The sequence below is a fragment of the Gemmata sp. genome, assembly GCF_051859125.1.
Lineage (GTDB): Bacteria > Planctomycetota > Planctomycetia > Gemmatales > Gemmataceae > Gemmata.
Window position 1 is genome coordinate 1 of the sequence record NZ_JBHYGG010000256.1, and the last position, 18,408, is coordinate 18,408.

At 70.7% G+C, this 18,408-nt stretch carries 17 protein-coding genes and 1 pseudogene; 6 read left to right on the forward strand and 12 right to left on the reverse strand.

Going from position 1 to position 18,408, the window contains the following annotated elements; translation table 11 throughout:
* The first annotated feature begins 264 nt into the window (after positions 1 to 264).
* The gene (locus tag ACTIGN_RS23205; protein ID WP_439628292.1) at positions 265 to 675 is read left to right on the forward strand and encodes a hypothetical protein; all 411 of its coding nucleotides are present in this window, start codon (positions 265 to 267) and stop codon (positions 673 to 675) included.
* Between the two features lie 138 nt (positions 676 to 813).
* Positions 814 to 1,086 (forward strand): hypothetical protein, encoded by a 273-nt coding sequence (locus ACTIGN_RS23210; RefSeq protein ID WP_439628294.1) that lies wholly within the window; start codon positions 814 to 816, stop codon positions 1,084 to 1,086.
* A 407-nt stretch (positions 1,087 to 1,493) separates the two neighbouring features.
* Here the strand turns inward: ACTIGN_RS23210 and ACTIGN_RS23215 are convergent, their stop codons facing one another.
* The gene (locus ACTIGN_RS23215; protein ID WP_439628296.1) at positions 1,494 to 2,567 is read right to left on the reverse strand and encodes a WD40 repeat domain-containing protein; all 1,074 of its coding nucleotides are present in this window, start codon (positions 2,565 to 2,567) and stop codon (positions 1,494 to 1,496) included.
* A 586-nt stretch (positions 2,568 to 3,153) separates the two neighbouring features.
* Between ACTIGN_RS23215 and ACTIGN_RS23220 the strand changes: the two genes are divergently transcribed.
* A complete protein-coding gene (locus tag ACTIGN_RS23220; protein ID WP_439628298.1) occupies positions 3,154 to 3,363 on the forward strand; it encodes a hypothetical protein in 210 nt (69 codons plus the stop codon).
* A gap of 39 nt (positions 3,364 to 3,402) precedes the next feature.
* On the forward strand, positions 3,403 to 3,594 hold the full coding sequence (locus ACTIGN_RS23225) for a hypothetical protein (protein ID WP_439628300.1): 192 nt from the start codon (positions 3,403 to 3,405) through the stop codon (positions 3,592 to 3,594).
* A 444-nt stretch (positions 3,595 to 4,038) separates the two neighbouring features.
* Here the strand turns inward: ACTIGN_RS23225 and ACTIGN_RS23230 are convergent, their stop codons facing one another.
* The 3 genes from ACTIGN_RS23230 to ACTIGN_RS23240 all read right to left on the reverse strand — a co-directional run bounded on the left by ACTIGN_RS23230 (position 4,039) and on the right by ACTIGN_RS23240 (position 7,392).
* Positions 4,039 to 4,407 (reverse strand): hypothetical protein, encoded by a 369-nt coding sequence (locus ACTIGN_RS23230; protein WP_439628302.1) that lies wholly within the window; start codon positions 4,405 to 4,407, stop codon positions 4,039 to 4,041.
* Between the two features lie 335 nt (positions 4,408 to 4,742).
* The gene (locus tag ACTIGN_RS23235) at positions 4,743 to 6,593 is read right to left on the reverse strand and encodes a response regulator (RefSeq protein ID WP_439628304.1); all 1,851 of its coding nucleotides are present in this window, start codon (positions 6,591 to 6,593) and stop codon (positions 4,743 to 4,745) included.
* A gap of 199 nt (positions 6,594 to 6,792) precedes the next feature.
* A complete protein-coding gene (locus tag ACTIGN_RS23240; protein ID WP_439628306.1) occupies positions 6,793 to 7,392 on the reverse strand; it encodes a hypothetical protein in 600 nt (199 codons plus the stop codon).
* Positions 7,393 to 8,729: 1,337 nt separating this feature from the next.
* On the opposite strand from ACTIGN_RS23240, the gene ACTIGN_RS23245 reads away from it, so the two are divergent.
* Complete coding sequence (locus ACTIGN_RS23245; RefSeq protein ID WP_439628308.1) at positions 8,730 to 9,104, forward strand: hypothetical protein; 375 nt, start codon at positions 8,730 to 8,732, stop codon at positions 9,102 to 9,104.
* 157 nt (positions 9,105 to 9,261) lie between these two features.
* Here the strand turns inward: ACTIGN_RS23245 and ACTIGN_RS23250 are convergent, their stop codons facing one another.
* The 3 genes from ACTIGN_RS23250 to ACTIGN_RS23260 all read right to left on the reverse strand — a co-directional run bounded on the left by ACTIGN_RS23250 (position 9,262) and on the right by ACTIGN_RS23260 (position 13,825).
* A complete protein-coding gene (locus ACTIGN_RS23250) occupies positions 9,262 to 12,489 on the reverse strand; it encodes a PAS domain S-box protein (protein ID WP_439628310.1) in 3,228 nt (1,075 codons plus the stop codon).
* A gap of 731 nt (positions 12,490 to 13,220) precedes the next feature.
* The gene (locus ACTIGN_RS23255; protein WP_439628376.1) at positions 13,221 to 13,514 is read right to left on the reverse strand and encodes a DNA alkylation repair protein; all 294 of its coding nucleotides are present in this window, start codon (positions 13,512 to 13,514) and stop codon (positions 13,221 to 13,223) included.
* A 53-nt stretch (positions 13,515 to 13,567) separates the two neighbouring features.
* On the reverse strand, positions 13,568 to 13,825 hold the full coding sequence (locus ACTIGN_RS23260; RefSeq protein WP_439628312.1) for a hypothetical protein: 258 nt from the start codon (positions 13,823 to 13,825) through the stop codon (positions 13,568 to 13,570).
* Between the two features lie 732 nt (positions 13,826 to 14,557).
* Here ACTIGN_RS23260 and ACTIGN_RS23265 point away from each other — a divergent pair.
* Positions 14,558 to 15,148 (forward strand): hypothetical protein, encoded by a 591-nt coding sequence (locus ACTIGN_RS23265; protein WP_439628314.1) that lies wholly within the window; start codon positions 14,558 to 14,560, stop codon positions 15,146 to 15,148.
* A 303-nt stretch (positions 15,149 to 15,451) separates the two neighbouring features.
* On the opposite strand, the gene ACTIGN_RS23270 is transcribed toward ACTIGN_RS23265, so the two are convergent.
* The 5 genes and pseudogenes from ACTIGN_RS23270 to ACTIGN_RS23290 form a co-directional block, all read right to left on the reverse strand.
* On the reverse strand, positions 15,452 to 15,985 hold the full coding sequence (locus ACTIGN_RS23270; protein WP_439628316.1) for a hypothetical protein: 534 nt from the start codon (positions 15,983 to 15,985) through the stop codon (positions 15,452 to 15,454).
* Between the two features lies 1 nt (position 15,986).
* Positions 15,987 to 16,118: a hypothetical protein gene (locus ACTIGN_RS23275; protein ID WP_439628318.1), complete on the reverse strand. Its 132-nt coding sequence runs from the start codon at positions 16,116 to 16,118 to the stop codon at positions 15,987 to 15,989.
* An 86-nt stretch (positions 16,119 to 16,204) separates the two neighbouring features.
* Positions 16,205 to 16,279: pseudogene (locus ACTIGN_RS23280) on the reverse strand (hypothetical protein); the annotation flags it as partial.
* A 225-nt stretch (positions 16,280 to 16,504) separates the two neighbouring features.
* Positions 16,505 to 17,791 (reverse strand): hypothetical protein, encoded by a 1,287-nt coding sequence (locus tag ACTIGN_RS23285; RefSeq protein WP_439628320.1) that lies wholly within the window; start codon positions 17,789 to 17,791, stop codon positions 16,505 to 16,507.
* The gene (locus tag ACTIGN_RS23290; RefSeq protein ID WP_439628322.1) at positions 17,788 to 18,360 is read right to left on the reverse strand and encodes a hypothetical protein; all 573 of its coding nucleotides are present in this window, start codon (positions 18,358 to 18,360) and stop codon (positions 17,788 to 17,790) included. Before ACTIGN_RS23290 ends, ACTIGN_RS23285 begins: the two co-directional genes overlap by 4 nt.
* Between the last annotated feature and the right edge of the window lie 48 nt (positions 18,361 to 18,408).

The window sequence follows — 18,408 nt, forward strand, 5'->3', positions numbered from 1 at the left end:
AACCTGTCGCCGCGAACCCGGGCGGTCGCCCTGTGGGGACTTGAGGGGCTCGACCCCCGAGCCGCCCTGGGGGGCTCGCGGCCGCCGGTCTCCTCCCGATGCCGGTGGGCGGGGCCTACGAGGCCGGTCGCAAGTTCCAGCACCAAGAGACGGGTCCACTCGACCCGACCCTGGCTCGGTCCGCTGCGCCCTGGACGCCGCCGGCCTCCTGGTCTCGTTCGACGCCGGGTCCGACGGGCGGCCGAGCCCCCACGACCAGTTGTGGTGCGGTTCGGCCGGGACTCCCGCGGCGGGTTCGCGCCCGACTGCGCGATCCGGACCCCCGGCGAGGAAGCGGCCAACGAGGACGAGGACCGGGACGGCGGAGAAGGCGAAGACCCGGAGGCGGATTCTGGAGCCGACGACGGGTTCGACCCCGACGGCTCGCTGCGGGTGCAGATCGTTCACGCCGGGCGGGTGTGCGAGTTCGACCCGGAGAACCTCGGGGACTGGTACAACATGGCTGCTGCGGCGGCGGTGAACCTCGCGGTGGCGGACGGCGGCCGGCCGGAGCGGTTCCTGGGCATCGAGACCGGCGGCCAGGCGGCGGAGTTCCTCTTCGCCGACCCGGCCCGGTTCCTGCCGGTGGCCCGCCGCCTCGCGCTCCCGGTCCGGCGGGACGCAGTCGTGGAGTAGTCGGCCCCCGGTGGGGTGCGGGACGTGAGGCAATCTCACCGGAATCCCGGGATCGTCATTGACCCCCGCCGCGGCACCTGCAATCTTACCCCGGTCGCCAGGACGGCGACGCCTGCACCAGCCACGGAGGGTACCGCGATGCTCATCACCACCGAGTCCAAGGCCCAGAACTGGCGCGCCGTGGTCGTGTTCGACGACCGCCCGGACGCCCTCATCTTCGTCGGCCGCTCGTCCACCCAGGTCCGCCAGGAGTACGTCGAGTCCTTCCTCGAGTTGCTCGACGACGAGGAGCGGGGCCACGCGTCCACGATTCAGATGCAGCAGTGGTCGGGTTCGCCCGACGCCGGCCGGCGGCTGTTCAAGTCGGAACTGAAGGTGCCGGCCCCGGCCCGGGTCCGGCTGGCGGCCTGACCCCGACGGACGCGCCGGGCGCGGTACACGGGCCAACAGGAGCACCCCGGGCAACCGGGTGCCGTCGGAGACGCCCACCCGATGGCGGACGGGCGGGCTGTGGCGAACCGGGCACCCGGGTTGGCCCGCGGTCCCTCCCCGGCATGCCGCGGCGGGTCGGGCCGGCGGTGCTGACTGGCCGTCGAAGACCGCGGGGGTGGTGCCCGCTGCCGCGGCCGTGCCCGGACGACATCTGCCACCTCGACGGCCGGGACCGGTCCGTCACCCCGGGGCGGCCCGCGAGCGGCAACCACTTGCGGTCGCGCCCTCCGCTGCCCGGGTGGTGCCTTGAGGACGCCGGCCGTCGTGCAAGGCCCCTGGGGGCCTGCATTCGGGACACCGCGAAGGGATGCGGCGCGACCGTTCCACTACCGCATCACGTTCTCGCTCCCCGCGGCCAGCAACTGCTTCGCGTCCGGCGAGAACGCCAGCCACTGGAACCGCACGTTCCCGACCTCTGCCGACGCCCCCTCCTTGCCCGTGGCCGCGTCCCGGACCGTGACGACCTGGGCCACCTGTGACGGCGAGATGCCGTACGTGACCTCACCCGGCGGAACCTTTAGCGGGCCGGCGGTCGCCACCTTCTTCCCGTCGGCGGAGATGCCCACCGCCGTCAGTTCGGCGTGCCGGTGCCTGAGCACGGCCCTCGTCCGGGCGACCGGGTTCCAGACGACCACCTCGGCCGGGTCCGTGCCCCGAAGCACGACCACCGCGTCGTTCCCCGCCACCGGGGGTGCCCCCTCGATCTCGGCGACCGCCCTACCGTCCTGGCCCCACACCCGGACGGTCCAGACGCCGCCCGCTTTCGCCGGCCACTTGCCCCCCACGACCCGGCCGCCCGCGACCGCGAACACGGTGCTGGCGTGGGGGACGCGGAAGACCTCCGTGCCGTCCGCAACGGACAGCACCAGGGTGGCGGCGTCCCGCTTGCTCGGGAAGGTCGGCCCGGCCAGGAACCGGCCGTCCGCACTGAACACGACCCGCTCCAGGCGGAACGTGAACAACTCGGCCGGCTCCTTCCGCCCGAGCGTCCACGCGACGCACGCCCCGCGCGAGGAGGGGTCCGAGTTCCCGACGTCGGCCGTCACCACCTCGCCCGTCGGCCGGAACGCGAGGGCCGCAGCCTCCCCGAGCTTGATCGCCGGCTTCCCCGCCGCGACATCCCACACTGCGGCGAAGGCGTGGCTTCCGCCGACGGCGGCGAGCTTCCCGTCCGGGGAGAACGCGACCCCGTTCGCCGGGCTCCCCTCCCGGAACCCGTTGGTTCGCTCGACCAACGTGTGGACGCGCGTGAGGTCGGCGGAGGTGAGGAGTACGGCCGAGGTGTGCTTCGACGCCACCGGGGGCGGGATCGCGGCGGCCGGAACGGCGACGAGCGAGGCGGCCGCGACCGGGCCGAGGGCCAGCGCCTCCCGGCGGGTCAGGTGACGACTGTGGGGCATGCCTTCGGCTCTGGGACGGGGTCGGACACCGCGCCGACCATACCCCCGAAGTGGCGGGCGCACCACCCGAGCCGGTGCCGGTGCCGCCCGGCTCCCGCCCGTGCGCCGAGACAGGGTGGAGGGCGTGGGCGGCGAACTGCTTCCGGCGTCGAACGCAGCCCGGAAGGCGTCGGACCGCCTGCCGAGCGAGCTCCCGAGTCGCCACTTGTGCCGGCTGAAGGCGGACTCGGCCTCCGATCGCTGGCCGCACACCCCCGTGTGCCGGCCCCCGTCCGCCCTGGCACCGGAGTGAACAGCGCGTGCCCATTCCGGTGAACCCGACCCGGAGCGGTGATAGATTGGACGGGAGCCATTTCAGTACGCGTTCGACTCCCAAGGAGGACCGGTGCGACGAGCCGCCCTGCGCCTGTCGCTGGCAGCGGCGGTGGCCGCCGGGTGCGGTCGAGGCAGCCGTGACGAGACGCCCGCCCCACAGGTACCCGTCCCGGCCGCCGCCGGAACGGTGACACCGCCGCCAGTTTCGGCGGCACCCCCGCCCCGGGCGGCCGGCCCCCGTCGGGAGACGATCGAGCGGGTCCGGCCGGGGATGACCCGGGAGGAGGTCACCCGGGCAGTCGGCGGACCGCCCGGTGATTACGTCCCGGACGCCCTCAAGGGCTACGTCCTCGTGAACCCCCGAGGGGTCGGGTACGAGGGGTACGACCGGTGGGTCACCGACGAGGTCGAACTCCTCGTCCTCTTCGGCCCGGACGGGCGGGCACACGACATCCGCATCTGGGACGTGAGCGTCCGGTGAGCATCCCGACCCCGTCGCCCCCGCCCGATGGAACCGGACATGGACGCCCTGTTCGACAACTCGCCCGATGCCCTCACCCGCCTGGAAGCGGCGGCGCGACGTGTCGAGGAGACGCGGGCCGCGATGGAACGGGCGGCGCGGGAAGCGGCCGTGTGGGATGCCGTGTACGATGCGGTCGTGCGGCGTCGGTCGAAGGGCGAGCGGGCGGTCGGGTCGGCGGGCGGCGCGTGACGTGGTGGGGCGAACCGGGGTCCGTGTCGCGCACCCCCGCCCCTGGACCCGGACCACATGGTCAAGGTCCGCAGCAGTCCGCGAAGGCCGGCGGCCCGGTCGCGTTCCCGTTCCGCTCGCGACGGGGCCGGGGTATCATCGGGGCCGGTCCAGGGGGCGAGCGATGACGGAAGCGGAGTGGCTTGGCGCATCATCGGACTGGTTTCCGGTGCGAGGACGCCGCCGGCCCCGACCCGGTGTCGCCACCACCCCGCCAGGGTGCCTGAGCCGAGGGCGGCGGAGGGTGCCCTGGCCGGCCCGATGCGGCGGGGGACGAGTGACCTCGGCACCTGGCCGTACTGCGGCCAGCGCGGAGGTGAGGGCACTACCACGCCCGCAGGCGCATCGCGCGGCGGCGGCCACGGGCACGCCGCCGGCAACGGAACGCGTCGGGCCGTCCCCGGCTCACTTCACCGCGCGGGCGATCCGGCCGGCGAGGTAGGCGGCCGCGTCCCCCTCCGCCTCGGCCGCGTTCTCCAGCGACCACTCCTTGCAGCCGGGGAAGAACCACACGGGCGCGGACTGCTCCCCGTCCTCCGACTCGAACACGCCGCCCTCGACCTTGGCCAGGGCCGCCACCGTGACCGGCTCGTCCGACTCGGCCCCGTCCTCGCCCTCCAGGGTGAGGGCGACGGCGATCACCGTCCCCGACTCGAACGCCTTCACCACCCAGGCGTCGGGGCGGACGTGGGCCGGCAGGTGCCGCGTGATCCGGTCCCGCCACTCGTCTTCAAGGGCTTCGTCGTCCTCGCTGTCCAGGCCGTCCGCATCCATCCGAGGCTCCCTTGGGGTGGTTCCCAACCGGATGTTGTCCTATCGCGGCAGGTCCGGGGCGTCAAAGCCCGGCCCGCCGGGCATCCGGACGGCGTCGGGAGTGGGGCCGGCGGTTCAGGTCCGGCTCACCTCGGATTCGCCACTATTCGCAGTGGGTTCCGGGCGAACGAACAGCAGGCGCACGCGCATCCCCCCGAACGGGCGGATCAGGACGTGTTGACCGCAAGTTCGACCGCCCGGCAGGCGCGGGTGTGCGTGCCCCGCTCCGACGGTGAGCCCGCACGGCCCCGGCACTCGCCCGGGCGAGCCGCAAGGCCGTCGGCCCCGCCCGCACCTCAACTCGGCCGCGCGTCCAACACCTCACGCACCTTTCTCACCAGCGCCGGCGGGGAGAACGGCTTCTGCAAGAAGGCGTCGACCTCCCCGATGATCCCGTGCCGCACGACGGCGTCGTCGGTGTAGCCGCTCATGTACAGCACCCGGACCGACGCCCGGAGCCGGCGGACCTGCTCGACCAACTCGCGGCCGCTCATCTCCGGCATGACCACGTCCGTGACGATCAGGTCGACCCCGTCGCCGTTGGTCGCAAGGAGCCGCAGCGCTTCCGCCCCGCTCGCGGCGGTCAGCACCCGGTAGCCCTGGGACTCCAGGGCCAGCCTGGCGAGGCCGCGGACTCCGGCCTCGTCCTCGACGAGGAGGACGGTTTCCGACCCCCGCGGCGCGGGGGCGTCGCGCACGGGCACGGGCCCCACGTCGTCCGTTACGGCCGGGAACAGAATCCTGAACCGGGTGCCGACGCCCACCTCGCTGGAGACGTCGATGAAGCCGCCGCTCTGCCTGACGATTCCGAAGACGGTGGACAGGCCCAGGCCGGTGCCCTTGCCGAGTTCCTTCGTCGTGAAGAACGGCTCGAAGACGCGGGCCTGCACCTCGGCGGGCATTCCGCAACCCGTGTCCGACACCAGCAGGGCGACGTACGCCCCGGGCGGTGCGCCCCAGTCGCCCGGGGTGCCCTCACGGGTCAGGTCGAGGTTCGCGGTCTCGATGGTCAGGCGGCCGCCCGCGGGCATCGCGTCGCGGGCGTTCACCGCCAGGTTGATGACGACCTGCTCGAACTGGCCCGGGTCGACCCGGATGCGGCCCACGCCGGGCCGCAGGACCGTGGCGACCCGGACGTCCTCCCCAATGAGGCGGGTCAACAGGGCCTCGACGTTGGCCACCGCGGCGTTGGGGTCGAGCACCTGCGGGGCGAGCACCTGCCGCCGGCTGAAGGCCAGCAGTTGCCGCGTGAGGTTCGCGGCCCGCTCCCCGGCGTCGCGGACCTGCGTCAGCATCTCGCGGTGCCCGTCCCCGTCCGGGAGCGCGTCCCGCACGAGTTCGCTGTACCCGTTGATGACGGTCAGGAGGTTGTTAAAGTCGTGGGCCACCCCGCCCGCCAGTTGCCCGACCGCCTCCATCTTGCGGGCCTGGACGAGTTGACTCTCGAGCGCCTCGCGCTCGCGCACCTGCCGGTCGAGCGCCGCGTTGGCCGACACCAGTTCCGCCCGCTCGCGCTCGAGGTCGTCGCGGGCCTCGCCCTCCCGCCGGGCGATCCGCTCCAGCGTCGCCAGCACCACCCCGACCGCCAGCACCAGGACGAAGTTCACCAGGACGAAGTTCATGGTGGTGACGACCCACGCGACCGGCCCCGTGGGGTGCCAACTCACGGCCATCGCCGGCGACCCGTGCCCGGCGAGCCCGACGGCCATCAGCGAGGTCGCGTTCAGCACGACCGCGAGCATGCCGACGCGGACACCCAGGAGCAGCGTCGCGATGATCGAGAAGCCGAACAGGTAGATCTGGCAGATCGGTCCGACCTCGACCAGCAGCGCGACGCCCACGGCGTACAGCACGAGGGAGAAGGCCACGGCCCGCGGCCGGTAGCCGCGCGAGCGGAGGCGGTGGAGCGCGACGACCGCCACGATGGCGGCGGTGTCGACGGCGGCGACCACCCATTTCTCGGACCGGACCGCGACGGCCACGCTGGGCACGTAGACGACCGAGCCCAGGACGGCGCAGACCTTCAGCCCCAGTTCGAGGACGCGTTCCCGCCACGTCTCGGCGTGCGGCTCGCCGACGAGCGCGGCGAACGACCACCGGCCCAGGAGGCGACCGAGGCGGCCCGGCGGGCGGCAGTCCTCCAACATGGCGTCCCTCGGTGCGGGTGCCGGGCGAGTAGACCCCGTACGCTCCCGGCACTCGTCGGCGGCGGCCGCGGCCCCGGAGTGCACCTGCCGGTCGACGGGTGCGGGACGACCGCCGGCAGTGACGGACATCGTATGCGGCGGGCCGACCGCCGGTCACGTGGGGGCGATCCGTGTTCCGGTCGCCACGCGACGGCCGGGATCACTCCTTGCTGTCGCCCGAGAGTCCGGTCGCCTCGGCCGCGGCCCGCTCGCCCGGCACTGTCGAGCCCCCGGCGTCCAGGCGGACGCCGTCTTTGGAGAACAGGTCCGGCGTGTCGGCGGCGAGTGCGAGCAGGTCGTCCGTCGGGGTCTTCTCCCCGGCCGTGACCCCGGCCGCGGTGGTGTTCCGGGCCTCCACCCGGTCGGTCCTGGGGTCGAGTCGGTCGATACTCCCGGCCACGCGGACGGGCGTCGCGCTGGCCCGCACGAGTTCGGCCCCCGGCGCGCCCTTGCGGATCGCCGCGACCAGTTCGGGGATCGCCTTGGCGTATTCCACTTCCGTTTCCGTGTCGCCTCGCCGTGCGTCCCGTTTGTTGAAGTGGGCCACGTCGAACGTCGCCCGGCCTGGTACCAGCCGCACCTGGTCGAGCAGGCCGGGGTCGCCGAGGCTCTTGCTCGTCGCCGGCCGGAGGACGACCGCCCTGCCCCCGCGCGCGCCCCCGACGGACCCGTCGTCGGCCCGGAGAACCGAGAGGCCGACCCGGAGGGCGCTCTCCCGTTGGACCGGCCCGTCGTGAGAAGGGGCAGGGATAAACTCCAATAGTGGCTTTAAGAGCCGCGGCCGTTGTGTTTGCGTCGGTCGGGCCGCACAAGGCGCTGCGCCCGCCCCGGGGCGTCGCCAACGAAGGAGGTCGTCGTGAGGTGAAGTGGGCCTGTGCGTCGCCAATAACCACTTATTGACCGTCGTGCGCGGCGCACCCGTCGGCCTAACGGTTCTTCGAGACCCCCCCGAGCGGAGCGACGGGGGGTCGTCTACTAACCTATGGTTATACAGAGTAAAAGAACCCTTATGGACGCTGCGCACAACGCGAGCCACGACGATTCTGGGCACTCCGACGAGTCACACAGGCCCTCCGGCGTGATTTCACCTGTACCGTGACGGGGCCGAGCAGAACGGCGGAGCGTCGACCGACGCGGGGGTAGCCGGCAGCCCCCCTCCCGGGTGGCCCCACCACAATCGCTGCGTCGGTCCAGGGTGTGCGTCGGGGTGAACCCCGACGCATCGGATGCGAGTGCGGGGATGGCTCGACCGACCCGCTCACGGAGGAGTCGCATCAGTTCGGCACACATGTACTCGTAGTCGCCGGGGACGTCGAGGCACACGACGCGCTTGCCGCGGAGTGCGGCGGGGAACAATCGGGCGAGCTTCGCCCGGTGCGCCGGCTCCATGACCAGGACCACGTCGGCCCAGGCGAGCAGTTCGGGCGTGACGGGGTCTCGGCGTCGGGTGCGACGCCCGCGGACTCGGCCTCGACGCCGGGCACGGCCGCGAACACCCGCGAACACCCGCTCGGCGGTCGGGTTCCGCAGGCGGTTCCGGGCGCACGCGAACAGCAGGCGCACGCGAGATGCCTCCGATTCGGGTGACGCGAGTCCGAGCCGGTGACAGTCGAGCACGTCCGCGTCGAGAGTACCCGTCGCACGATCAACTCAACCCAAAAGGTGGATTTGATAATACGCACCGTCGGCGAGCAAGAGACCCTCCGCTCGTGACTTGGGGTCGGCTACAACCGCTTCTTACTACCCCACTGCACCCAGGCGGCGACGTGAGGAGTCGCCTGGTGTGTCTTGATCTTTAGATTAGCAGGGAGATTAAAATGCCTTGCGGCCGACTCGTAGAAGCGGAGTGGGCAGCGTGATCGCCAACAGGGCCGACACCAACGTGGTCTCGGGCGGGTTGAAGCGGGTGCCGTGCTCCGACGCTACGGGGTACAATCGCCGGTCCCGCCCCTCACCGGCGAGAACCCGTGCGTCAGCCACACATCCCGTCACGCCGACCGCCGCACGTCCTGAAACTCGCCCCTTGCCCTCGCAGGCGGCCTCAGCCGACTCGCAGCCGGCGTCCCGGTCGCAAGTGTGGAGCCGAGGCTCGACCCGATGCCGGCCGTGCTGAAGAAACTCGCGGCCCTCAAGCCGAACCAGGCGGTGCTGCTGGGTAAGGCCGACGTGGTGGGCGTGTTCAACGGCACGGCCAAAAAGTATGACCTGCACAGGACGGGGCCGAAGGGCTGCGACTTCACGATCAAAATGTGCTGGGCACCGGACCGCAAGCGGGGATTGTTCTGCGGGGCCAACCACGGCGTCCCGCACCGGCTCAACGACGTGTGGGAGTTCGACCTGCCGTCGCTCTCCTGGGCCATGCTGTACGCCCCGGACAATCCCCCCTCGGGTACGGCGACCTGGGCAAGGACACCTCCGACTGCGAGTTCAAGGACGGCGTCCTCGTCACGGAGCGGGGCGGGCCGGCGGTGATCGCGCACACGTGGTGGGCGTACCGCCACGAGGCAGCGACCCTGCCGGGCCACTGGCGGGAAGTCGTCCTCGTGTCGGGCCGCGAAACGAAGCCCACCGGGTCGGGAACCGGGCGTCGAGGAACGGACTGCTTACCCCGTGTCGGCACGACCGACGCTCATGCCGTCGCGGGCTGTAACCCGGCCAACAACCTCTCCAGAGCCGCCGGGTCCACCGGCTTGACCATGTGGTGGTCGAAGCCCGCCTCCTTCGACCGCCGCTTGTCGTCGTCCTGACCCCACCCCGTCAGGGCAACAATGTAGGCCGTCCCGCCCCACGCCTGCTCCCGGATGCGGCGGCACGTCTCGTACCCGTTCAACCTCGGCATCCCGATGTCGAGCAGGATCAGGTCGGGCCGGAAGTCCCCCGCCACCGCGACCGCCGCCAGCCCGTCGTTCGCCGTGCGGACCTCGTTCCCGAACAGTTCGAGCAGTTGGCCCAGCGAGTCCGCCGAGTCCACGTTGTCGTCGGCCACCAGGATGCGGCGGGCGGACGGGCGTGCCGCCCCGCCGTCCTCGGCCGGCGGCTCGACCGGGCGGTCCGCCGCCACCACCGGCACCCGGACCACGAACTCGCTGCCCTTGCCGTGGCCGTCGCTCCTGGCCTCCACGGTCCCGCCGTGCATGTCCACCAGTCGCCGCACCAGGGACAGGCCGATGCCCAGCCCGCCCTGCGATTTTTCCAGGGACCGGTCCACCTGCGTGAACAGGTCGAACACCTTCGGCAGCATGTCAGGCGGGATTCCCACCCCGGTGTCCTTGACGCTCACCACCGCTTCGTCGCCTCGTCGCTCGGCGGTCAGCGTGATGTGCCCGCCCCGCTCGCTGTACTTCGCGGCGTTGTTCAGCAGGTTGGCGACCACCTGGGCGAGCCGGGTCGGGTCGGCGTCCACGAACACCGGCTCCGGCGGGATGACCACCGTCAGGTCGTGGCCTCCGGCCTCGACCAGCGGGCGGCTGGTTTCCACCGCACTGTTCACCACCGCCGCCAGTTCGACTCGCTCCTTGCGGAGTTCCAGCTTCCCCTGGTTAATGCGGCTCATGTCGAGCAGGTCGTCCACCAGCCGGACCATCTGGCCGAGTTGCCGCTCCATCATCGAGCGGGCCTTCTCGACGGCCTCGCCGTTGCCCCTCGCCAGCCGCATGACCTGGAGGCCGTTGCGGATCGGGGCCAGGGGGTTGCGGAGTTCGTGGGCCAGTATCGCCAGGAACTCGTCCTTGCGGCGGTCGGCGTCGGACAGGTCCGCGGCGATCACCCGCAACTCGTCCTCCAGCAGCTTCCGGTCGTGAACGTCGAACACGCACCCAACGAACCCCCGGAACACGCCGCCGTCGAAGCGGGGGAAGGCGGCATCGACGGCCCAGCGGTACTCGCCGTCGTACCGCCGCAGGCGGTAGTCGATGGCGAGCGGGACGTGCTTGCCGGCGGCGTCGAGGAACCTGTCGTTCGTCGCCACCGCCTCGTCCGGGTGGACGGCATCCACCCACCCCGACCCGACGTCCCCGCCCGCCGGCCTGCCGGTGAACTCGTACCACCGCCGACTCCGGTAGGTGCAGGAACCCGCGGCGTCCGTCACCCACAGCATCGCCGGGGCGTTGTCGGCCATGTTGCGGAAGTGGGCCTCACTCTCCCGGAGTGACTCCTCCATCTCCCGGCGGGCGGTGATGTCGCGGGACGCCGCCAGGAGCCGCACGACTCGCCCGTCCGGGGTGTCGCGGACGGGCGTGACCGCGACCTCCCACCACCGGGGGGTTCCCTTGGCCGTGGGGCAGAACGCCTGAAAAGCATACGGCGTCCCGGCGGCGGCACTCGCCACGCCCCGGCGGATTTCTTCCGCCGCCGCCGGGGGCCACAACGCCTCCCACGGCTGACCGCAAAGCGGCCCGAAGTCGTCAATCTCCATCGAGCAGAGGCCGGGGGCGTTCATGTGTCGCAGCCGCCCGTCCAGGTCGATCACCTTGATGCAATCGGTGCTGCTGTTCATGAGGCTGCGGTTGAACTCGTCGCTCTCCCGGAGGCTGGCCTCGGCCAGTTTGCGACGGACGTACAGGGCGATCTGGTCGGCCACGGGAGCCAGTTCGGTCAGGACCCCCTCGCTGAGCGGGCGGCGGGCGAACATCGCCACCACCCCGACCGCCCGGCCCTCGGCCATCAGCGGGTAGCCGGCGAACGCGACCATGCCTTCGCGTGCCGCCCACTCGTGGTCGCTCACGTTCGGGTCGCCCGGCACGCCGTTGGTGAGATGGGGCCGGCGGGTGCTTGCGATCCGCCCGATCTTGAACTGGCCGACCGGGACCCGGCTGTGCGGCCCGTCCAGGTGCGTGTACATCCCCGCACTGGCTCGCAACTCCAGTACGGCGTCCGCGTCGTCCGCGGTCCAGACGCGGGCGAACGCCACGCCCAGGTGCCGGACGAGGGCTTCGCAGCACTGGTGCAGGGCGTCCGGCGTCGGCCGGGCCGAGGTGAGGGCCGTACTGACATCGGCCCGCAGGCCGACCAGCCGGGTCCGCTCGGCCTGGGCGACCTCCTCCCGCTTCCTCTCGCTGATGTCCCGGAACACCAGTACGCACCCGACGATTTCACCCGCCTTGCACCGGATCGGGGCGGCACTGTCGTCAATCGGTCGCTCCGTGCCGTCCCTGGCGATCAGGACGGTGTGGTTCGCCAGCCCGACGATTACGCCCTCCTTCAACGCCCTCGCGGCCGGGTTCTCGACCGGCCGGCGGGTGGACTCGTTGACGATGTGGAACACTTGCACCAGCGGCACGCCCGCCGCGTCGTCGTTCGTCCACCCGGTCAGTGACTCGGCCACCGCGTTCAGGTAGGTGACGTTGCCGCCGCGGTCGGTCGAGATGACGGCATCCCCGATGCTGGCGAGCGTCGTCCGCAGCCGCTCGGCCTGCTCGCCCCGATCTTCCGCCGCCCGCTGCAACTCGTCCCGCCGAACGACGGCCTCGGCCAACAGGCGTGCGGTTCGGCTTCGGGCCACCCGCACGGCATGGCCCATTGCGACGATCACCCCGCCGACCGCGAGGAACAGGACCATCCCGACCAGCACGCCGGGTCCGGTCAGGGCCAGCGTGTGGTGGGGCGGGACGAACAAGTACAACGCGACGAACCCGCTGGCGGCGAGGGCGACGGCGGCGGGCCGGGTCTGGCCGTACCACGCCATCACCGCCACGGCCCCGAAGTAGGTGGCGAACGGGTAGTTGTCACCGAGGGCGGGGTCGAGTGCCAGCCGCACGAGCGTGGCGGCGACGACGGCGACGGCAGCGGCGGCGTAGTCGAGCCACCGGAAATGTGGGCGATCCCCCCGCCTCAGTTCGTCCGGCGTCGAGTCGTTCATCGGCCCCCATCAAAAGTGACACCCACTCGGTCAACCACACGCCGGTCAGGATGACGCCGCAGGCCGGGGCGAACCCGACGACCGCGGCGGTCGAGTCACCGGAGACGTGTGAAGAGGCGGTCGCGGCTCGTTAGGAGGGTCCGTCACGACCGGGTTCCGTCCCCGAAAGGTGGGGCAGGCCCGAACCGGGGCGAACCGCTCTTGCCTGCGGGCCGGGGGAAAGTCTGGAGCAAGCAAGAGTTGCGGACGGCATCTTAAGGATTCAGCCGTCCTTCGTCAAATCCTGACACGCCACCACGAGCCTCTCGACCTTGAAATGCGGGCGGCGTCGGTCCTCAAGTCACCGTCCGCCGGACTCGGGGGTCACCGAACGTGAGGGGGCACAGGCCGCCGCACGCCACACCCTGCTCCCGGCTACGTGCGACGGAAATGCCCCCCAAATTTGCTCCGGGTGACATCGACGCCGGCGTAGACGGCGTGGATTCCAAAAGTGGATTCGAGAAGTGCCGGCTCGCGTGGGGGTGCCGGGAACGCGTCCTGCTTCAACTGACGAGGAATCTGCACTTGAACGAGGCCGGCCCCGTGGCCCGTTCTAAGGCCGCAATGACCCCGTGGCGGGGCGATCGCCCGCTCAACGGCTCCCCCTCCCCCTTCCGCCCACTGGGCCGCGTGAGGGCCACGGAGACGATTTCGCGCCTGGCCCGAATTCCTCGCGCTTCAGATGAACACTCTCAGGAGCAGCTTTCACGGGCCGCCCCGGGCGTCGCGGTCGGCGAGGGCTCGTCAACGGCCACCGACGGCACCCCACTCGGGTTCGACTTCCTGTGAAGGTACGCCCGCCGCCGGTCGGGCGGGAACCTCTCGATGGCGTACCGCAGCATCGTCCGGGGCATGACGGCCCCGTGCCGGTCGAGGAACCCTTCGAGGACGGCCTGGTCCTTCTTGCCGACCTCCCGGAGCGTCCAGCCGGTCGCCTTGTGGATCAGGTCTTCCGTGTCCCCCAGGAGGAGTTCGCTGACCGCCAGCGTGTCGGCGAGGGGCCGTGTCGTTCGGGGTCCGGGCGGGGCCGGTCAAGCGTTCACCCGAGCAGCGTCCGGGCTTCGGGCTTGGTGAGCGGGTGCTGGTCCCTCCGGCCGCCCGCGACCACGGCGACCCGCTCGTCCAGCCGCCCGCCCAGGAGCCGGCACGCGTCCCGGACATCAGGGTCACGCGGCTCCTTCGCGGCCACCGCCCCGTAGTGGGCGTTCATCGTCTTGCCCGCGTAGTCGGTGACGCCGAACACCAGGAACCGAACTGATGCAGCGGGCTCAGGAGCGGGCGAGCGGCCGGGGACCACCTCACTCGTGTGATTGCGGGCCTCGACGATGGCCGTGAAACGTGGCGGAAACTTCGAGCGCTCAAGCAACTCGGTGTCACACGGGGAACACTCAACCTGCTGTAATCCCGTTAACGCACGGAGCGTTGCAGTCGCTCGCCAATTCGCACTTTTCGCCGATAATAGCGCCGCCGACCGAAGCCCCACCCCTTCCTCATTCCCACGCTGCCCCGATGGTCCTCCCACGAATTGCGAGCGGTCTCCTCGCCGCACTCGCCTGCACGCTGCTTCCACAGCAAGCCAGCGCCGACGTGAAGTTGCCGCCCGTTCTCAGCAGTCACATGGTTCTCCAACGCGAAACAACGGTGCCCGTCTGGGGCACCGCTGCCGCCGGTGAGGAAGTCACCGTCAGGTTCCGCGACCAAACCAAGACCGCAACTGCCGACAAGGACGGCAAGTGGCTCGTCAAACTCGATGCCCTCAAGGCCGGCGGCCCCGACACACTCACCGTTGCCGGCAAGAACACCCTCACACTCGAAGACGTGCTCGTCGGCGAAGTATGGGTCGGGTCCGGTCAATCGAACATGGCAGGCACCGTCGGCGGCTATGCCAAGGGCGACGAAGTGCTCGCGAAACTCGCCACCGGTTCGTACCCGACGATTCGTCTCAGCCAGAGTGGCCGGGGGTGGCAAGAAACCAACGACAAGACGGTGAACAGTCACTCGGCGATCCTGTTCGCGTTCGGCGTTCGGCGTGCGGCTCCAGAAGGAACTCGACGTGCCCGTCGGCCTCATGGTCGGTGCCGTCGGCGGCACGCCCTCGGGCTTCTGGCTCAGCGACTCGGCCTACCGCAACGACGAAGCCTGCAAGACCGTCGTGAAGAAGTTCGCCGCAACCTACGACCTCGATAAAGCCAAGAAGGATTACGAGGAGAAACTCGTCGCGTGGGAGAAGGCCACCGAGCAAGCGAAGAGGGACGGCAAGAACCCGCCCGGCAAGCCGCAAGCGCCCGTGGCCGCCGGCGAATCGACGGGCAAGATCGGTCACCTGTACGAGTCCCACATCCGGCCGATGCAACCGTTCGCCATTCGTGGCGTGCTGTGGGATCAAGGCGAGAGCGGTACGGCGATCAACGGCGTCGATCAGTTCACCCTGATGGGCGCGCTCATGTTCCACTGGGCCGACGCGGTCATCGACGGCGACACGGTGGTCGTGTCGAGCGCCGCAGTGCCGAAGCCGACGGCCGTGCGGTACGCGTTCTCGTCGAAGCAGCCGTGGGCGAACCTGTTCAACAAGGACGGCCTGCCCGCCCTGCCGTTCCGCACCGACCCTGAAGGGAAGTAAACGGCCCGATAAGCTGTGAGGGAGCGGGGGTGGATGAAATACCACCCAGCTTGATGCTCGGGGTTCGCCCCGTCGATGCGCGAAACTGACTTTGAGGGCAGCCCCGACTTGCTCCGGCGTGCTGCGAACCGGGTACGGGGCCACCTCGACGCCTCGAACCCCGCTCTCGCGGCGACTGTTGCCCGCGGCACTGCGGGGTCAGACCGCCGACGCCCCTCGGCCTCGTCATCTCGCAACCGCGACGCCGATCCCCGCTCCGATTCCGCGCTCTTTCCCGACGCTCCAGAGCAGGAAATCGAGCGCCTACTCGTCGCTGACCCGGGAGTCGTAGCGGGCCTTCAGTGCCGCGACCCGGTGGGCGACGCCTTCGTCTATGAGGAGTTGGCGCTGCACCTCGCGGAGGTCGTCGTAGGCGGCGACGCACGCGTCCACGTTGGCGGTGAAGTCCTTCCCTTTCTTCACCGGCAGGCCGAGTAACTCGGCCACCTTGGAGTCGTAGATCGGCTGACGGGGGTCGAGCGTGTGGAGCAGCTTCGTGGCGAAGCTGAACTGGAGGCTCTTCACGTTCCGCGCCGTCGGGACTTGGTACAACCCCTCCAGGATCGTCCCCAACCCGCCCTCCCGGCGGCCGAGGAACTCGAAAGACCGTGCCTTCCAACGGGCGGTCAGCCCGGCGCTGTCGATGCGGTAGTACGAGCGGAAGACGAACTGGAAGACGGGGTTGTTCGGCTCCCCCTTGTGGGCTTCGAGCCACTCGTACACTCTCACGCTCTCTTGGAGCCCGAGCAGATCCGCGTCGCGGACACGAGCGAGTGCGTCGGCACTGACCCGCTTCACGTCATTCTCCGGGGAGCGGGATGTCGACCCCGTCCTTGGGCGCGACCGCCAGCAGCTTCTCGATCTCGTCCCTCGTGGGCGGGGCGGCGGTCGTCGCCCCCTCGGCCAGCGGCCCGCCGACCCCGAAGACCATCGGCTCCGCCCCGGCCGGGCGGCGGAGACCAACATCCTCGATAGCTCGGTGCTTTCGTTCTTGAACGAGTGGGGCGTGCCGACCGGCATGTTGGCGAACGCCCCCGCCGTCGCCGCGACCCGCTCGCCTTCGACGGTGAAGGTGATCTCGCCGTCGGGGACGTAGAAGCCCTCTTCCCCCCGGCTGTGGACGTGCGGCGGTGGTCCGGGCGTCCGCGGCGGTCATGTCTCACTGTGCCCCGCACGCGGCAACGTCGCCCGCGGCTCCGGGTCGACGAGCCGGTGGTCGCTCCCGACCTATCAGCGCCCCACTGATTTCGGCCAACTCTTTGGATTGGGTGAACGGGATCACGTTCACGAGGAAGCCGCTCGCCCGGGACCACGACCTCACTTCTTGTGCCGGTACGCCCACACCACGCCGTCGTCCCTGCTGTCCCCGGCGACGTGGCAGACGTAGGCGTTCAACTCCCGGTCGTAGAAGGTGTTGGCGGCGGACGGGAACTTGGGGCCGTTGGCCGGGAGCGGGAGCGGGTCGGCCCACGCGTTGGCCCTCGGGTCGTACACGAAGACGCCGGGCGACTTGCCCTTGAAGTGGATCGCCACCACGACGTCGAGCCGGGCGTCGTACTCGTAGAACGCACCGTTCGTATTCGCCGGCGGCGGGGCTGTTCCCGTGGGTTTCAGGTGGCTCCAGGCGTTCTCCCCGATGTCGTACGCCATGAGTCCCTCGCCCTTGGACCCGTCGCCGTCGTGGCGGTAGAACCGGCCCCGCTTGGCGTCGTAGCACCCGCAGGCGTCGTACCCCTTGGGGCTCGGACCTTTCGGCTTGAGGTCGGCCCACCGGCCCTTCGCCGGGTCGAACACCGCCACGGTGTCGGACCCCACGGCGAAGAACTGCTTCTTGGACGGGAGGTAGTGGAACTGCGGGAACCCCCCGGCGTTGATGGCCGTCGTGTTGTCCGCCGGGGACCGCTCGAACTTCCCCGACGCCACGTCGTAGAACCACGGCGAGAAGACCCGCTTCTTCTTGTCCTTCAGTTGTTCTTCGAGCAGCTTCAGCCCCTCGTCCATCTGCTTCTCGCCGCCCAGGAAGTACCGGGGGACCGGGCCGCCCGCCGTGCCGTTCCAACTCAGGAAGGCGAACTTCTGCCGGTCGGAGTCGTAGGCGAGGTAGCCCCAGGCGTGGACGAGTTGGTGGACCGGGACGGGCTGCTTGTCCTTGTCGACCACCTGCCCGTCGCCGCCGATGACGAGTTCCTTGTCCTTGACCCGCTGCGTGAACGTCTTGGTGTCCGTGCCGGGGTGGAGACAGGTCCAGGCGTGGGCGTTGAGGTCGTAGAACCACAGGTCGTCCATGGCGTGGCCGTCCGGCTTGACGTAGCCGTGAACGCCCTCGCCGAAGAGGAACGCCCCCCGCTTGTCGGTTGCAAGGATCAGGGCTTTTGCGCCCCACGAACTGCCCCGCGCCTTGCCCCACTTCGGGTCGGCGGCGGGCGCACCCAGGTTCAGCCACTCGTTGTCGCCCAGCGCCTTGATCTTCTCGACGTGCGGCCCCGGCTTGCTGGGGAGGGCGGCGAGCGGCCCCTTCTCGTCCCGGGCAAACCCGGTCGGCGGCCTGCCGGCCACGGCCACGAGAGCCAACCAGATCGCCGCGAGCCCGAAGGCGTTCGTCATGTTTCTGCTCCTCGATGAAGTGACCCCGACCGCGCGGTTCCCGACCACGGTGCGAGACCACGGAGGCCCGGCGCGCACAAACTCGACCTCCGGTTGCGGGACGGGACGCGGGTCGAGTCGTTCAGCTTACGCGGCCCGCCGACTGGGCCAAGTGACCCGGAGGCGTGCGGGCCGCGGCACTCGGCCCCGCCGAGCGACTTGTCGAAGGCGAGTTGGTCGTCAGGTCCGGTCAGTTTCAGTTCAGATTGGAGCACCGTCATCAGGCGTTGTTGACATTCGTCCGGCGTCCGCCAGGAGAACACTTGGAGGCGGTCCGACGGGCCGAACGTGTTCAACTGGGCGAACAGCTCGTCCTCGCCGGGGCCTGGGTCGCCGCCGGCGAACCAGCCGGCCAGAGCCGCCTGCTCGGCGGCGTCGTCCCGCTCGGCCCCGATCCGCTTGAGCACCAGGCAGGCGGTGTTGGCGGTCGGGTCGTCGCACACGGTGCCGGCCCAACCGGCGTCGTGCCAGGGCACGCGGATCGACAGGTGGCGGAGCGGGGCAGTGACGGAGGGGGCGCTCGGGGGCATGGGGGCACTCGTCGGTGGGAGGTTTACTCGTCGGTGGTCGGAGCGTCC

Coding starts and splice junctions, on each gene's coding strand:
- ACTIGN_RS23210 (WP_439628294.1), top strand. CDS start 814: ATGCTCATCACCACCGAGTCCAAGGCCCAGAACTGGCGCGCCGTGGTC.
- ACTIGN_RS23215 (WP_439628296.1), bottom strand. CDS start 2,567: ATGCCCCACAGTCGTCACCTGACCCGCCGGGAGGCGCTGGCCCTCGGC.
- ACTIGN_RS23220 (WP_439628298.1), top strand. CDS start 3,154: ATGACCCGGGAGGAGGTCACCCGGGCAGTCGGCGGACCGCCCGGTGAT.
- ACTIGN_RS23225 (WP_439628300.1), top strand. CDS start 3,403: ATGGACGCCCTGTTCGACAACTCGCCCGATGCCCTCACCCGCCTGGAA.
- ACTIGN_RS23230 (WP_439628302.1), bottom strand. CDS start 4,407: ATGGATGCGGACGGCCTGGACAGCGAGGACGACGAAGCCCTTGAAGAC.
- ACTIGN_RS23235 (WP_439628304.1), bottom strand. CDS start 6,593: ATGTTGGAGGACTGCCGCCCGCCGGGCCGCCTCGGTCGCCTCCTGGGC.
- ACTIGN_RS23245 (WP_439628308.1), top strand. CDS start 8,730: ATGCCGGCCGTGCTGAAGAAACTCGCGGCCCTCAAGCCGAACCAGGCG.
- ACTIGN_RS23250 (WP_439628310.1), bottom strand. CDS start 12,489: ATGAACGACTCGACGCCGGACGAACTGAGGCGGGGGGATCGCCCACAT.
- ACTIGN_RS23275 (WP_439628318.1), bottom strand. CDS start 16,118: ATGGTCTTCGGGGTCGGCGGGCCGCTGGCCGAGGGGGCGACGACCGCC.
- ACTIGN_RS23285 (WP_439628320.1), bottom strand. CDS start 17,791: ATGACGAACGCCTTCGGGCTCGCGGCGATCTGGTTGGCTCTCGTGGCC.
- ACTIGN_RS23290 (WP_439628322.1), bottom strand. CDS start 18,360: ATGCCCCCGAGCGCCCCCTCCGTCACTGCCCCGCTCCGCCACCTGTCG.